12 protein-coding genes are annotated in these 14,894 nt (G+C 31.7%); 6 read left to right on the top strand and 6 right to left on the bottom strand.

Annotation, left to right across the window (positions count from 1 at the left end):
* Positions 1-33: 33 nt before the first annotated feature.
* The 3 genes from pckA to VJY38_RS06485 all read right to left on the bottom strand — a co-directional run bounded on the left by pckA (position 34) and on the right by VJY38_RS06485 (position 3,662).
* Positions 34-1,698, bottom strand: a complete 1,665-nt coding sequence (gene pckA, locus VJY38_RS06495; protein WP_353679867.1) for a phosphoenolpyruvate carboxykinase (ATP) — start codon at positions 1,696-1,698, stop codon at positions 34-36.
* A complete protein-coding gene (locus tag VJY38_RS06490; protein WP_353679866.1) occupies positions 1,695-2,912 on the bottom strand; it encodes a pyridoxal phosphate-dependent aminotransferase in 1,218 nt (405 codons plus the stop codon). Before VJY38_RS06490 ends, pckA begins: the two co-directional genes overlap by 4 nt.
* 90 nt (positions 2,913-3,002) lie before the next feature.
* On the bottom strand, positions 3,003-3,662 hold the full coding sequence (locus VJY38_RS06485; protein ID WP_353679865.1) for a heme exporter protein CcmB: 660 nt from the start codon (positions 3,660-3,662) through the stop codon (positions 3,003-3,005).
* Between the two features lie 168 nt (positions 3,663-3,830).
* On the opposite strand from VJY38_RS06485, the gene VJY38_RS06480 reads away from it, so the two are divergent.
* The 6 genes from VJY38_RS06480 to VJY38_RS06455 all read left to right on the top strand — a co-directional run bounded on the left by VJY38_RS06480 (position 3,831) and on the right by VJY38_RS06455 (position 11,669).
* Positions 3,831-4,802: an aldo/keto reductase gene (locus VJY38_RS06480; RefSeq protein ID WP_353679864.1), complete on the top strand. Its 972-nt coding sequence runs from the start codon at positions 3,831-3,833 to the stop codon at positions 4,800-4,802.
* 39 nt (positions 4,803-4,841) lie between these two features.
* Positions 4,842-7,031, top strand: coding sequence for a S9 family peptidase (locus VJY38_RS06475; protein WP_353679863.1), 2,190 nt, complete (start codon positions 4,842-4,844; stop codon positions 7,029-7,031).
* Between the two features lie 17 nt (positions 7,032-7,048).
* Positions 7,049-7,519 (top strand): alanyl-tRNA editing protein, encoded by a 471-nt coding sequence (locus VJY38_RS06470; protein ID WP_353679862.1) that lies wholly within the window; start codon positions 7,049-7,051, stop codon positions 7,517-7,519.
* A 17-nt stretch (positions 7,520-7,536) separates the two neighbouring features.
* Positions 7,537-7,863 (top strand): thioredoxin family protein, encoded by a 327-nt coding sequence (locus VJY38_RS06465; RefSeq protein ID WP_353679861.1) that lies wholly within the window; start codon positions 7,537-7,539, stop codon positions 7,861-7,863.
* 169 nt (positions 7,864-8,032) lie between these two features.
* A complete protein-coding gene (locus VJY38_RS06460) occupies positions 8,033-10,654 on the top strand; it encodes a valine--tRNA ligase (RefSeq protein ID WP_353679860.1) in 2,622 nt (873 codons plus the stop codon).
* 46 nt (positions 10,655-10,700) lie between these two features.
* Positions 10,701-11,669, top strand: a complete 969-nt coding sequence (locus tag VJY38_RS06455; protein WP_353679859.1) for a pyridoxal-phosphate dependent enzyme — start codon at positions 10,701-10,703, stop codon at positions 11,667-11,669.
* A gap of 64 nt (positions 11,670-11,733) precedes the next feature.
* On the opposite strand, the gene glnA is transcribed toward VJY38_RS06455, so the two are convergent.
* The 3 genes from glnA to VJY38_RS06440 form a co-directional block, all read right to left on the bottom strand.
* On the bottom strand, positions 11,734-13,161 hold the full coding sequence (gene glnA, locus VJY38_RS06450; protein ID WP_353679858.1) for a type I glutamate--ammonia ligase: 1,428 nt from the start codon (positions 13,159-13,161) through the stop codon (positions 11,734-11,736).
* Between the two features lie 10 nt (positions 13,162-13,171).
* A complete protein-coding gene (locus tag VJY38_RS06445; RefSeq protein ID WP_353679857.1) occupies positions 13,172-13,618 on the bottom strand; it encodes an Lrp/AsnC family transcriptional regulator in 447 nt (148 codons plus the stop codon).
* 122 nt (positions 13,619-13,740) lie between these two features.
* Positions 13,741-14,874, bottom strand: a complete 1,134-nt coding sequence (locus VJY38_RS06440; RefSeq protein ID WP_353679856.1) for a 4-phosphoerythronate dehydrogenase — start codon at positions 14,872-14,874, stop codon at positions 13,741-13,743.
* Positions 14,875-14,894 lie beyond the last annotated feature (20 nt).

The following is a 14,894-nucleotide window of genomic DNA, read 5'->3' as shown; positions in this document are numbered from 1 at the left end:
ATCAATACAGAGATAACCTCAAAAATTATCAATTTATTTAACTTCGATTTGTGATAATCGTTTTGGTCCAGCATTTTTTACTTCTTGCGAGCAACCATTTTCAAACAATTTAAAATTCTCTATAAAACGTGCAGCAAGAGCATCATATTTTTTCCAGTATTCATTTTTATCTCCCCATGACCTTTCTGGATAAAGAACTTCTTCTGGTACATCTGGACAGCTCATAGGAATTTCGTAACCAAACAATTTATCTTTACGATATTTAACATTATCTAATTTTCCTTCAAGGGCAGCATTCAATAAATTTCTGGTATGACGTATACTAATTCTTTTTCCAACACCAAATCGACCACCAACCCAGCCTGTATTTACAAGCCATACATTTGCTTTGTGTTTCAAGATTCTTTGTTTCAACATTTCTGCATATTCAAAAGGATGACGAACCATAAAAGGAGCACCGAAGCAAGCAGAAAAAGTAATTTGTGGTTCAATACCCAAACCAACTTCGGTACCAGCAATTTTAGATGTATAACCACTAATAAAATGGTATTGAGCCTGTTCAGGAGTTAATCTTGCGATAGGGGGCATAACGCCTGTAGCATCGCATGTTAAAAAGATTATATTTTTTGGATGACTTCTAACATAACCTTCTTCAATTACATTGGGAATAAATTCAATTGGATAAGAAGCACGAGTATTTTCTGTTATTGTATCGTCATCAAGATCAACTTTTCTTGAGACAGGATCAAAAACAACATTTTCTAAAATTGTCCCAAATTTATGAGTGGTTTCATAGATTTGTGGTTCATGTTCAGCAGAAAGTCGAATTACTTTTGCATAACATCCTCCTTCAAAATTAAAGACACCCTGCGAACTCCAGCCATGTTCGTCGTCTCCTATTAATCTTCGTTTAGGATCGGCAGAAAGTGTTGTTTTCCCAGTACCACTTAAACCAAAGAACAAAGCCACATCACCTTTTTCTCCAACATTTGCAGAGCAATGCATTGGAAGAACATCTTCATAAGTAAGTAAATAGTTTAATACAGTAAAAACAGATTTTTTAATTTCACCTGCATAAAGTGTATTAGCAATAATTGCTGTTCGTTGAAGAAAATTAATAATAATTGCTGTATCGGTTCTTGTACCATCGGTAATTGGATCAACTTTAAATCCAGGAACAGCTATTACTGTAAAATCGGGAACAAAATTTTTAAGTTCATCTCTATCATTAGTTGTAATAAACATATTTCTTGCAAAAAGAGAATGCCATGCTTTTTCTGTAATAATTCTAACAGGCATTCGATAATCGGGATCTGCACCAGCATAAACATCCTGAACAAAAAATTCTTCTCCTTGTGCCCAGGCTTGAAGACGTGCTACAAGTTGAGACCATTTTTCATGGCTATATGGTCGATTATAAATTCCCCACCAGATATCTTTTTCGGTGGATTCTTCTCTAACAACAAATTTATCTGCTGCTGCTCTTGCCGTGTGTTTTCCAGTATTTACGAGTAATGCACCACCCTTTACAATTTTACCTTCGTTTCTAAAAATTGCTTCTTCGTACAAAGCTTCTTCTGGCAAATTCCAGTAAACTCTGTCGAGATAAGTTAGACCCTGATTTTTTAATCTAAAGTCCGATGCAAGCTCCATTGCCTGTTTGCTTGCAGGTGTATTAAATTCAAGATATTTACTCATGACCAATCCCTCACTAATTTTCTATCGCCAATGTAAAGTTCGTTTGGAGAATTTGGATCTAATGCCCATTTCATTCTTTCAATACCTTCGGTGATATCTTTAATAGTTCCACAAAAACTAATTCTAAGATGCCCATCCAATCCAAATTCTTTTCCTGGAACAGTAAGAACCATAACTTTATCTATTAAAAAGTTTGAGAGTTTCTGTGAATCTTTTTCATAAGCAGAAAAATCTGCAAAGCAATAAAAAGTTCCATCTGGCACATGAACTTTTACTCCAGAGAAAGAACGTAATTGATCGATAAGAACATTGCGATTATTTTCCAATGTAACTCTTAAACTTTCTACACTCGATTGAATTCCATTTAGAGCACCAACTGCTGCTTTCTGTAAAAGTACCGATGGACCCGAAGTTTGATGTCCCTGAATATTTGCCATTGCTTCAATTAATTTTTTATTTCCAACAGCCCATCCAATTCTAAAACCTGTCATAGCATATTGTTTAGATACTCCATTAATTATAATAAGCTTTGATTCTTCAATAGATTTTTTTGTATAGTCGTAAGCACTATATGTTTTTTTGCCATCAAATAAAAGGCGATGATAAATATCATCCATTATTAAATAAATTCCTCTCCGTTCACAAAAATCGACTATATCAGCAATAAACTCTTCTGAATAATATGCACCTGTTGGATTATTTGGGCTATTTATTATAATCACTTTAGTATATGAACTGACTCTTTGCTCAATATCTTTAAGACGTGGATAAAATGTTCCATCTTCTGGCAAAACAGGGACAGGTATTGCACCACACAATTTAACCATATCTGGATAACTAACCCAATAAGGTGCTGGAAAGATTACTTCTTCCTGTGGATTTAATAAAGCTTGAAGTGCAACCATAATTGCTTGTTTAGCACCACCAGAAGCAATTACATTTTCTGGATAAACCTTGCGATGATAAAATTCTTCGGTATAACGAATAATTGCTTTTTTTAAATCTGGAATTCCATCTGCAGGAGCATAACGAACTTCGCCTGAATTTAATGCATTAACTGCAGCTAAAATTGCATCCATTGGAGCTCTGCTTTTAGGCTCTCCTCCACCCAGATGAATTACTGGCTCCCCTTTTTCCCTTAAAATTGCTGCTTTTTCATTGAGAGCTAAAGTGGGGGAGGGTTTAATAGATCTCGCTATTTGACTTAGGCTCATACATTTACCTGTGTTTTATTTTAAAGAGATAAATATCGCAAAATATATTTATAATTATACATATTATTGTATAATTATACAATAAATAATTTATTCTTTCCATATAAAATCAAATAAAAGATACGAAGCTGTTATCATAATAACATCATAACAAACAAGCACTAATATTTCAATCAGAGATGATGAAACTGTATTTCCATCCATCGAAAACTTCGTAAGTTCAAGTAGTATTAAAATCAAAGGAAGTAAAATTGGAAATGACAACACTGGATAGAGGGTTCCTTTCGTTGATGCCTTTGAAATTATGGCTGCTATAATTGTTGAAGAAATTGCAATCCCTATATTACCCAATAAGAATGCAATAAAAAAAAGTAAGAAATTGCGAATTATAAAAGAATCAAAAAAAATCAGGAAAAGAATGGTAATGGCAAAATTCATCAAAAAAACAAGAACTAAATTAAAAATTAATTTTCCGGTAAATATTGTTGCTGGCGATGCTATAAGATGAAGAGTCATTGTAGTTCCACGTTCTTCTTCAGAAACAAAAACTCTTGATAATCCAGACATTGCAGAAAAAAATATAACAACCCAGAGTAAGCCACCATTTAAATATTCTGAAATCTTCTCTTCACCAATTGAAAACATTATTATACTTATTGTAACCAGTATAAACATTGCGAGTGCATTTATAGCATATCGAGTTCTTAATTCCGATTCCCAGTCTTTCTTAAATAAATAATATGATTTCATAAATATTCTACTACTTAATTTCTTCTCCAAAAATAACTATAAAAAATATAATACTTCTAAATATATTCTTATGTTTGTACGATTTAATGAAAACAAAAGTATATTAGTAAATCTTTATAATACTAAATTGTTTTTATATTTTTTAGAAACAAATTGAAGGAGATCAATATGGAATACGTACATCTCGGTAGAACAGGCTTAAAAGTCAGTCGTCTTTGTCTCGGCACAATGAATTTTGGACCTTATACAAGTGAGGAAGAAAGTTTCAGAATAATGAGCCGGGCCTTAGAATTAGGAATAAATTTTTTTGACACTGCAAATGTATATGGTTGGGAAAAAGGGGCAGGAGTTACCGAACAAATTATTGGCAAATGGCTAACAGAAGATAAAAGTCGTAGAGATAAAATTGTGCTTGCAACTAAAGTATATGGAAAAATGGGAGAAGGTCCAAACGATTCAAAACTTTCTGCATATCATATTAGAAAAGCCTGTGAAGATAGTTTAAGAAGGCTTCAAACAGATCATATCGATTTATATCAAATGCATCATATCGATCGCAACACACCATGGGAAGAAATTTATCAAGCAATGGAACAACTCGTAAGAGAAGGAAAAATCATTTATGTAGGTAGTTCAAATTTTGCTGCATGGAATTTAACAGAAGCAATTTATAAAGCTAGAGAAAGAAATTTTCTGGGAATTGTTTCAGAGCAAAGTATTTACAACCTGAGAAATAGACACATTGAACTCGAAGTTATTCCTGCATGTAAAGCATTTGGTATTGGATTAATTCCATGGAGTCCACTGGGTGGTGGAATCCTATGCGGTGTTTTAGAAGGAGTTAAAGAAGGAAGAAGAACAAGAGAACCATTACAAAAATCAATTGAAAAATTACGTCCACAACTCGAAGCTTATGAAAAACTATGCAAAGAGATTAATCAAAAGCCAGCTGATGTTGCTTTAGCCTGGGTATTAAGTAATCCTGTTGTAACTTCTCCTATTATTGGACCAAGAACTTTAGAACAACTTGAAGAAAATGTTAAAGCACTCGATTTAAAATTATCTGATGATATTTTGAAAAAACTTGATGAAATCTGGCCTGGACCCGGTAATCAGGCACCAGAAGCATATGCCTGGTAATTTGAATTAACATTTTATAATAAATAATTCGGCATTAAAATGAAAACAAAATTCTTACTCTCAATTTTATTCTTATCTTTTTTATACAATAACTTATTACCACAACAAAAAACTCTAACTTTTAAGCAAGTATATAATTTTGCCGAACCAAGATTAATTAATCCTCTTCCTCAAATAAAAGGCTGGCTCGATAATTCTCATTACCTCGAACTTAAAACTGATTCTTCTAAAATGATATTTAAACCAGTTTTAATGAAAGTTAATGCAATAGATGGCACATCAGAAATATTCATTGACTATAGAAAAATAAATGAATCATTGCCAAATGGATTTAGTGTAGAAAATGCTATTGCTTCTTCTAATTACAGGTATTTTCTATTTAATCAACAAAACGATCTTTACGTTTATTCTACCGAAAAAAATCAATTCATTCAATTAACCAGAGATACTCTTGAAGAAAAAAATCCAAAATTCTCACCTGATGAAAAAAAGATAGCTTACACAAAAAACAATAATCTCTATGTTTTCGATTTAGAAAATCAGAAAGAAACACAACTTACTTTTGATGGAAGTAATTTGATTTATAATGGATGGGCATCGTGGGTCTATTATGAAGAAATTCTTGGAAGAGCAAGTCAATATGCTGCATTCTGGTGGTCACCAAATAGCGATAAGATTTGTTTCCTGAGATTTGATGACTCACCAGTACCTGAATTTCCTCTCTACCGTGCCGATGGACAACATGGTAAATTAGAATTACAACGTTATCCTAAAGCAGGCGATCCAAATCCTAAAGTAAAATTTGGTATCGTTAATCTAAACAACTTACAAACCATCTGGGCAGATTTTGATGAAAATAAAGATCAATATATTGCTTGGCCTTTCTGGACAAAAGATGGAAAAGATCTTACTGTTCAATGGATGAATAGAGAACAAAATAATATCATAATTTATTTTGTTGATACTTCAACAGGAAAACTAAAAGAACTTTATAACGAAAAACAAAATACCTGGGTTGAATGGTTCGAAGACTTATATTTCTTAAATAATGGATTTCTATTAAGAACTTCTGTTGATGGCTGGTATCATCTATATTATTATGACATGAATGGTGTGCTCAAGAAAAAATTAACAGAAGGGAATCTGACAGTCCTTGATATTGCTTTTGTAGATGAAAAAAAAGAAAAAGTTTATTTTCATGGCTGGAAAGATAATTCAACTGAAAAACATTTATTTGTTGTTAATCTAAATGGCAAAGGTCTCAAACAAATAACTACAATTGAAGGTACTCATACTTGTACTATTTCTCCAGATGGAAAATATTTTTATGATAGATTTAGCAATATAACAACACCAGCTAAAATTGATTTATATTCAATTGATGGAAAAAAAATTAGAACTATTGGAGATTCAAAAAATCCAATAATGAATGAATATAAACTTGCAAAAGTAGAATTATTCAGAATTCCCACAGAAGATGGATATCAACTACCAGCTATCTGGTATTTACCATCTGATTTTGATGAAACCAAAAAATATCCTGTAATAATTTCGATTTATGGTGGACCTGGAAGTCCCACCGTTCGCAATGCATTCCCATATTGGCTTGAGCCTTATTATTTATCACAATATGGAATAATTTATATCTCAGTTGATCATCGTGGTTCGGGTCACTTTGGTAAGAAAGGAATTGATTTAATGCATCGCAACCTGGGAAAATGGGAAATGCATGATTACATCGAAGCTGTCAAGTGGCTTAAGAAAAAAACTTTCATCGATACAAATAAAATTGCAATTACCGGAGGAAGCTATGGTGGGTATGTTACAGCTCTGGCTTTAACTTACGGAGCTGATTATTTTAAATATGGAATAGCAGAATTTGGCGTTATGGATTGGAAACTTTATGACAATGTTTACACAGAAAGATATATGGATAAACCAGATGAAAATGAAGAAGGATATAAAAATTCATCTGTGCTCAATTATGTAAAAAATTATAAAGGCAAATTATTAATTACTCATGGAACTATGGACGATAATGTCCACATGCAAAACTCAATTCAATTAATTTATGAATTACAAAAACTAAATAAAGACTTTGAATTAATGATTTATCCAAATGCAAGACACGGAATAACAATGCCACTAAGAAATCATTCTTTGAAATTGAAAACTCAATTCTGGTTTAAATATTTACTTGGAAAAGAATTTCACATAGATAAAGATTAAAAATCGAAGGAACAAAAATGGAATACAACATTAATCCAAAAGAATATTATCCACCAATGCATTCTGCTGAACATCTATTAAATGGAACAATGGATAAAATGTTTGGTTGTGGTCGTGCTTTCAGTGCACATATTGAAAAGAAAAAATCAAAATGTGATTATCATTTTAATAGAAATCTAACTGATGATGAAATAAAAGCAATAGAAGAAAAAATTAATTCGCTTATCCAGCAGAATTTACCAATTACAGAAGAATTTATGAATCGAGACGAAGCAGCAAAGTATTTTAATCTTGCTCGTCTTCCAGAAGAAGCCGGTGATATTTTACGCATAATTAAAATTGGAGATTACGACAAATGCTTATGTAGTGGACCTCATGTAAAATCTACCAGAGAGATTGGTGCTTTCAAAATTGTATCGACAAGTTATGAAAATGGAGTATTGAGAGTTAGATTTAAGATCAATGAAAACAAGAACGAAAATTCTTAACCATCAAACAAAAACAAATGAATAATACTATTCGTCTTGAAGAAATTTACGAATATCTCAAATCACACAAATTTGTGCTTACATATTTCAGCACAGATAATTGTAATGTTTGTAAAGTTCTAAAGCCAAAAGTAAAAGATTTAATTGAGAATGAATTTCCGAAAGTAATTTTTCTTTACGTAAATATAAATGAATCGAAAGAACTGGCAGCACAATTAAGCATATTTGCTGTTCCAACAATAATCTTATTTATTGATGGGAAAGAACATATCAGAAAATCCAGATTTATAAATTTAGAAGAATTAAAAAGTGAAATTGACAGAATTTATAAATTTTATTATTAACCCGATTTTTGAGCAAAGCAAAATATCTGATTTTATAAAGTTTTTCATACCCAGACATAAAGAATTTGAGTGATTGAATAATCTACTTTTCAATTAAATTTCCCAAAATGTAAATACGAAATGCTTTTCTTATATTTGCATTTAATATTTGAATAATTCTGAGAAATCGATGCGACCCAAAAATCTTTCTGATATTCCAAAAGCTTATAACCCAAAAGATGTTGAAGATAAATGGTATAAATACTGGTACGATCATAATCTTTATCATTCAGAAGTAGATGAAACAAAAACTCCTTACACAATAGTAATTCCTCCACCAAACATAACTGGAATTCTACATATTGGTCATATTCTTAACAATACGCTTCAGGATATTTACATTCGGTACAAAAGAATGAAAGGCTTTAATGCCTGCTGGGTTCCGGGAATTGATCATGCTTCTATTGCTACCGAAGCAAAAGTAGTGGCAATGCTTAAAGAAAAAAATATCACTAAAGATCAACTATCAAGAGAAGAATTTCTTAAATACTGTTATGAATGGAAAGAAAAATATGGTGGAATAATATTTCAACAATTAAAGAAACTTGGAGTAAGTTGCGACTGGCAGCGAGAACGATTCACAATGGACGATCATTACTATCGAAAAGTTATTGAAGCATTCGTAAAGCTTTATAAAGAAGGTTACATTTATCGTGGTTATAGAATGGTTAACTGGGATCCAGCTTCAAGATCTGCAATATCTGATGAAGAAGTTTTTTACAAAGAAGTTAAAGGAAAACTCTGGTACTTAAAATATCCAGTAAAAGATTCTAACGAATTTATTATAGTTGCAACAACACGTCCCGAAACAATGCTCGGCGATACTGCAGTGGCTGTTAACCCAAAAGATGAACGTTATAAACATCTAATTGGAAAAAGAGTAATTCTTCCAATTGTTGGAAGAGAAATTCCAATAATAGGAGATGAATATGTTGACATGACATTTGGAACAGGTGCAGTAAAAGTTACTCCAGCTCATGATGTAAATGATTATGATATGGGTTTAAGACACAATCTTGAAATAATTAATATCTTTAACGAAGATGCAACTACCAATGGAAATGTTCCCAAAGAGTTTCAAGGACTCGATAGATACGAAGCAAGAAAAAAAGTTATTGATCGATTCATAGAACTTGGATTGTTATTTAAAGAAGAAGATTATGTTACAAAAATTGGTTATTCACAACGTGGTAATGTTCCCATTGAACCATATCTTTCTGAACAATGGTTCATGAGAATGAAAGAATTAGCTGAACCAGCTTTAAAAGTAGTTCTTGAAGGAAAAATAAAATTTCATCCAGAACACTGGGTTAAAACTTATGAACACTGGATGACAAATATTAAAGATTGGTGTATATCACGTCAGTTATGGTGGGGACATCGAATCCCTGTCTGGTATCACAAAGAAACAGGTGAAATTTATTGCGAAGTTGATCCACCAAAAGATATTGAAAACTGGCGACAGGATGACGATGTACTCGACACATGGGCTTCGAGCTGGTTATGGGCTCAGGATGTCTTTACTAACGAACGCGATCAAAAATATTATTATCCTACCGACCTTCTTGTTACTGCTCCAGATATAATTTTCTTCTGGGTAGCTCGTATGATTATCGCTGGTATGCACTTTATGAAAGAAATACCATTTAAAGATGTTTATTTCACAAGTACAGTTCGTGATATTCAGGGAAGAAAAATGAGTAAATCACTCGGCAATTCACCAGATCCACTCGATTTAATCAATGAATTTGGTGCCGATGCTCTTAGATTTACAATGACTTACATCTCGCCACTTGGACAGGATGTTCACTTCAGTAACGAAATGGTCGAAATTGGTAGAAACTTTGCAAATAAAATCTGGAATGCTGGAAGATTCTTATTAATGAATGCTCAAAATATAAAAATCGATCTTTCACTCAAAGATAAACATATTGATTTTACAGATAAATGGATTTACTCAAGATTCCACAAGACAATTAAAGAATTCACAAATGCAATTGATAATTTTGAAGTAAATGCAGCTTCAAAAATTATTTATTCTTATGTATGGAATGACTTCTGTGATTGGTATGTTGAACTTTCCAAATACAGACTTTATCATGGCGATGAAGAAGTAAAATCTGCTGTTCTTACAAGAGCAATCTTATTATATGAAGAGATGCTAAAACTTGTTCATCCATTTATGCCATTTATAACAGAAGAAATATGGCAAATGCTCGACGAAAGGAAAGATGGCGAAAGTATTTCAATTTCGGCTTACCCCGAATTTAATGAAAACATGATAAACGAAGAAGCAGAAAAAGAAATTGAATTTGTTCAAAATATTGTTACTGCCTTAAGAAATATTCGCGGCGAAATGAATATTCCTCCTTCAAAACAAATTAATGTTTATCTTAAGACAGATAAAATTACAGAAGAACAGAGTAATTACATAAAATCACTCGTAAAAATTGACCAGTTAATTGTTAGTCCAGATATTCAAAAACCAAAAGCAAGTGCTTCTGCTGTAGTAAAAGGATGTGATATATTTGTGCCATTAGAAGGTTTAATTGATTTAAATATCGAAAGACAAAGAATACAAAAAGAAATTGCAAGACTTACATCATCTCTCGAAGCAGTAAAGAAAAAATTATCGAATGAAAATTTTGTTGCCAAAGCACCTGCTGATGTAATTGAAAGAGAAAAAAATAAAATGAACGACTGGCAAAATGCTCTCGAAAAACTTCAAAGTATTTTATCTGATTTGAATTGATACTGAGTTGCTTGCCGTTAAATGGCGATAAACAATTTTTAATAAAATGTTTTTAAAAAAAGAACCATCGAAGCAGGATATTATTGAAGCTCATGAAAGAATAAAAAATTATATTCATCGAACACCCATATTAACATCTTCATCAATCAATTCATTATTTGGTTGCAATTTATTTTTCAAGTGCGAAAATTTTCAAAAAGTTGGTGCCTTTAAAATCAGGGGTGCAAGTAATTCAGTTTTTTCTTTAAGTGAAGATGAAATACAAAACGGAGTTGCAACACATTCTTCGGGAAATCATGCTGCTGCTCTTGCTCTTTCGGCAAAAATTAGAAATATACCAGCATATATTGTAATGCCAAAAACTGCAACACGAACAAAAATATCAGCAGTTGAAAGTTATGGCGGAAAAATTATTTATTGTGAACCCAATCTAAAATCTCGCGAAGAAACATTAAAAAATATTATTAATGAAACAAATGCTGTTTTTGTACATTCATATGATAATTATTCAGTAATTGCTGGTCAGGCAACATGTGCAAAAGAAATTTATGAAGAATTGAATAATAAAGTGAAATTAGATTTTATAATCGCACCAGTTGGTGGAGGTGGTCTATTGAGTGGAACATGTTTGAGTACAATTTATTTTTCACCTAATACAAAAGTGATTGGGGCAGAACCATCCGGTGCAGATGATGCATTTCGTTCTCTAAGAGATAATTTTATACATCCTTCAATTAATCCCAGTACAATTTGCGATGGACTTTTAACACAACTTTCCGATAAAACTTTTTCAATAATCAAAAAAAATGTTTATAAAATTTTAAGAGCCAGAGATGATTCAATTATTTACTGCATGAAGTTAATCTGGGAAAGAATGAAAATAATTGTAGAACCATCAAGTGCTATTACACTGGCTGTAATTTTTGAGAACAAAGAAGAATTTGTTAATAAAAATATAGCACTTATTCTTACAGGTGGAAATGTTGATCTGGAAAAACTTCCCTGGAAAAATTAAATAAAAAAGCCTGCATGAAGTTTATTGAAAAACTTCAGCAGGCATAAATGATTACGAATAAAAATTATACATCAAAATATTGCTCAAATTCAAATGGATGTGGACGTAATGCCATTGGTTTTATTTCTTTTTCAATTTTATAATTTATCCATGCATTGATTACATCTTCTGTAAATACATCACCTTTAAGTAAATATTCATGATCATCTGCAAGCGCTTTTAATGCTGCAGCCAGAGATTCTGGAGTAGATGGTACACCTTTTAATTCTTCTGGCGACATATCATAAATATCTTTATCAAGTGGTTCACCAGGATCAATTCTATTAATTATACCATCAAGACCAGCCATTAAGATTGCAGAGAAAGCTAAATAAGGATTGGCTGATGGATCTGGACAGCGAAATTCAATTCTTTTTGCTTTTGGTGAAGTCGAATACATTGGAATTCTTATTGAAGCACTTCTATTTCTCTGAGAATAAGCTAAATTTACAGGTGCTTCAAAACCAGGTACGAGTCGTTTATAAGAATTTGTTGTTGGATTTGTAAATGCTAAAAGAGAAGGAGCATGTTTTAATAATCCACCAATAAAATATAATGCAGTTTCACTCAATCCAGCATATCCACCACCAGCAAACAATGGTTTATCTTTAAGCCATAAACTTACATGCACGTGCATTCCACTACCATTATCTCCAAAGATTGGTTTTGGCATGTATGTTACAGTTTTGTTATGCATTCTTGCAGTATTCTTTACTATATATTTAAACATCAGCAACTGATCAGCAGCACGCAATAATGGTTTAAATCTCATATCGATTTCACACTGACCACCACTTGCAACTTCATGATGTTGTGCTTCAACTTCGATCCCGACTTTAATTAAATTCTGAACCATTTCATTTCTCAAATCCATCAATTTATCTGTGGGCGGTACAGGAAAATATCCTTCTTTATATCTTGGTTTATAACCAAGATTTGGATTTTCTTCTTTACCAGAATTCCATTTGCCTTCGATGGAATCAAGATGATAGAATGCAAAATTTGGTCCCGAATCAAATCTTACATCATCAAATACGAAAAATTCTGCTTCCGGTCCAAAGTATGAAGTATCTGCTATACCGGTAGATTTCAGATATGCCTCTGCTTTTTGTGCAATATTTCTAGGACATCTGGCATATTTTTCTTTTGTTAATGGTTCATAAACATCACAAATTAGTGAAACTGTAGGTGCAGTTATAAACGGATCAACAAACATTGTAGTTGGATCAGGGATAATTAACATATCACTTTCATTAATGGATTTCCAGCCGCGAATTGATGAACCATCAAATCCAAAACCACTTTCGAAAGAAGATTCATCTAATTCTGAAGCTGGAACAGTAAAATGCTGCCACTGTCCCGGAAAGTCCATGAATTTAAAATCGATAAATTCGATTTTATTTTCTTTAATAAAAGAAAGTACATCTTTGACTGTTATGTCAGTTTTTCCCATAGTTTACTCCTTAGATATTTATTTTAGTTGTTTCCTTTATAGTTGATAATACAAAATTTGTAACCGTTCTTGTAACTCCCTGCCATGATTGAATTTTACTTAGCAATTGCTCTAATGACTTTGTGTCCTTCACAATAGCTTTAAGAATATGTGAACCTTCACCTAAAATTGCATGGCATTCCAGAATTTCTGGGGTTTTTTTTACATGCTCAATTAATTTTTCATAATTCTTAGATGAATCCATAAAAACAACTATAAAAACCATAATATCATAACCAAATACATGACGATTGAGCTTTGCATAGTAACCTTCAATTACGTTATTGTCTTCTAACTTTTTCAATCTTTCGCTAAGCGAAGGTAGAGATAAACCTATTAGATCTGCTAATTCGCTCCTTTTAGTTCTTCCATTTTCCTGGAGCTTTTTAAGTATGGAAATATCTAATTCGTCTAACATATTTACTCTTATTTTTTTAGGTAATTCATAATTTATGGTTTAAAATATAAGGCAAATTCAACAAATGTGCAAATATTTTTTAATAATCTGAACAAAAAAATAAAAGGCTGGCTTAATTGGTATTAAATTTGAAGTCTAAGAACCTTTAAAATTTCCTTCAGTTTATCGTCTTCCTTGCTCAATCTAATTGTGTAATTATTAAACTCTCTGCGAATCCTATAATATTTTCTCAGGCTATCAAAATATTTAATCAACTCATTTGTATTAAAATTGACTGCTTTCTTTAAAAGTTTGCTATCTTCATTTATATCATATATATAAGAACAAATTTTATCAATTAATTTTTCTAATGATTCGTTGTTATCAACAGTTATAATATTATTTTCTACATTATTTACAACTGGATGCCATGCAGGTTCAATATTCATAAATTCACAAAACTTATTATATATAAAAAGTGTACTATTTATTTTTCCTTCATAAGAATAGCCTGCAATGTGTGGCGTTGAAATATTTACCAAACCAAGAAGTTGAGTATCTATCTGTGGTTCATTTTCCCAAACATCAAGTACTGTTAAAAGATCATTTTTTTCTATTAATCTTTTCTTTAAAGCCAAGTTATCCACTACTGGTCCACGCGAAGTATTAATTAATATTGCTTCACTCTTTATTAAGTTTAGCTTTTCTTCATCAAGCAAATGAAATGTTTTATCGATTCCATCTAAATTAAGTGGAACATGAAATGTAATCACATCAGCAGATAAAGCTTCTTCTAATGAACAGAAGTTTTCTGGAAATCCTTCTCTTTGAAGTGGTGGATCGTTTATCAATACATTAAAACCCAATGTACGGGCAAAAGCTGCAACTTTTTTACCAATGTTACCATATCCAATTATTCCAATTTTCGAATTATTAAACTTTTTGTTATATATATTAAATAATCTGGCGATAGCACAAATTACATACTCAGCAACTGAATATGCATTACACCCTGCGGCATCTGCAAAAACTATATTTCTTTCTTTTAAATATTCTTTATCAATATGATCAGTACCAATAGTTGCTGTTGCAACAAATTTTATTTTAGTATTTTCCAGTAATTCTTTATTTACTTTTGTAACTGAACGAACAAGGAGAACATCAGCATCAAGTAAATCTTTATTGGTAATTGATCTCCCTGCAAATAATTTTACTTCTCCAAAAGAACTGAAAGCATCTTTTACTTGTGGAATGTTTTCATCAGCAATAATTAACATGATATTTTTATAATGTTTAT

Source organism: Rosettibacter firmus, from assembly GCF_036860695.1.
Taxonomy (GTDB): domain Bacteria; phylum Bacteroidota; class Ignavibacteria; order Ignavibacteriales; family Melioribacteraceae; genus Rosettibacter; species Rosettibacter firmus.
Note: the sequence above shows the minus strand (reverse complement) of the source record. Positions and strands in the feature narration are given on the sequence as shown.

Excerpts from the sequence above, each read along its gene's own strand:
- VJY38_RS06475 (WP_353679863.1), top strand. The coding sequence starts at position 4,842 with ATGAAAACAAAATTCTTACTCTCAATTTTATTCTTATCTTTTTTATAC.
- VJY38_RS06460 (WP_353679860.1), top strand. The coding sequence starts at position 8,033 with ATGCGACCCAAAAATCTTTCTGATATTCCAAAAGCTTATAACCCAAAA.
- VJY38_RS06480 (WP_353679864.1), top strand. The coding sequence starts at position 3,831 with ATGGAATACGTACATCTCGGTAGAACAGGCTTAAAAGTCAGTCGTCTT.
- VJY38_RS06465 (WP_353679861.1), top strand. The coding sequence starts at position 7,537 with ATGAATAATACTATTCGTCTTGAAGAAATTTACGAATATCTCAAATCA.
- VJY38_RS06440 (WP_353679856.1), bottom strand. The coding sequence starts at position 14,874 with ATGTTAATTATTGCTGATGAAAACATTCCACAAGTAAAAGATGCTTTC.
- pckA (WP_353679867.1), bottom strand. The coding sequence starts at position 1,698 with ATGAGTAAATATCTTGAATTTAATACACCTGCAAGCAAACAGGCAATG.
- VJY38_RS06470 (WP_353679862.1), top strand. The coding sequence starts at position 7,049 with ATGGAATACAACATTAATCCAAAAGAATATTATCCACCAATGCATTCT.
- VJY38_RS06455 (WP_353679859.1), top strand. The coding sequence starts at position 10,701 with ATGTTTTTAAAAAAAGAACCATCGAAGCAGGATATTATTGAAGCTCAT.
- VJY38_RS06490 (WP_353679866.1), bottom strand. The coding sequence starts at position 2,912 with ATGAGCCTAAGTCAAATAGCGAGATCTATTAAACCCTCCCCCACTTTA.
- VJY38_RS06485 (WP_353679865.1), bottom strand. The coding sequence starts at position 3,662 with ATGAAATCATATTATTTATTTAAGAAAGACTGGGAATCGGAATTAAGA.
- VJY38_RS06445 (WP_353679857.1), bottom strand. The coding sequence starts at position 13,618 with ATGTTAGACGAATTAGATATTTCCATACTTAAAAAGCTCCAGGAAAAT.
- glnA (WP_353679858.1), bottom strand. The coding sequence starts at position 13,161 with ATGGGAAAAACTGACATAACAGTCAAAGATGTACTTTCTTTTATTAAA.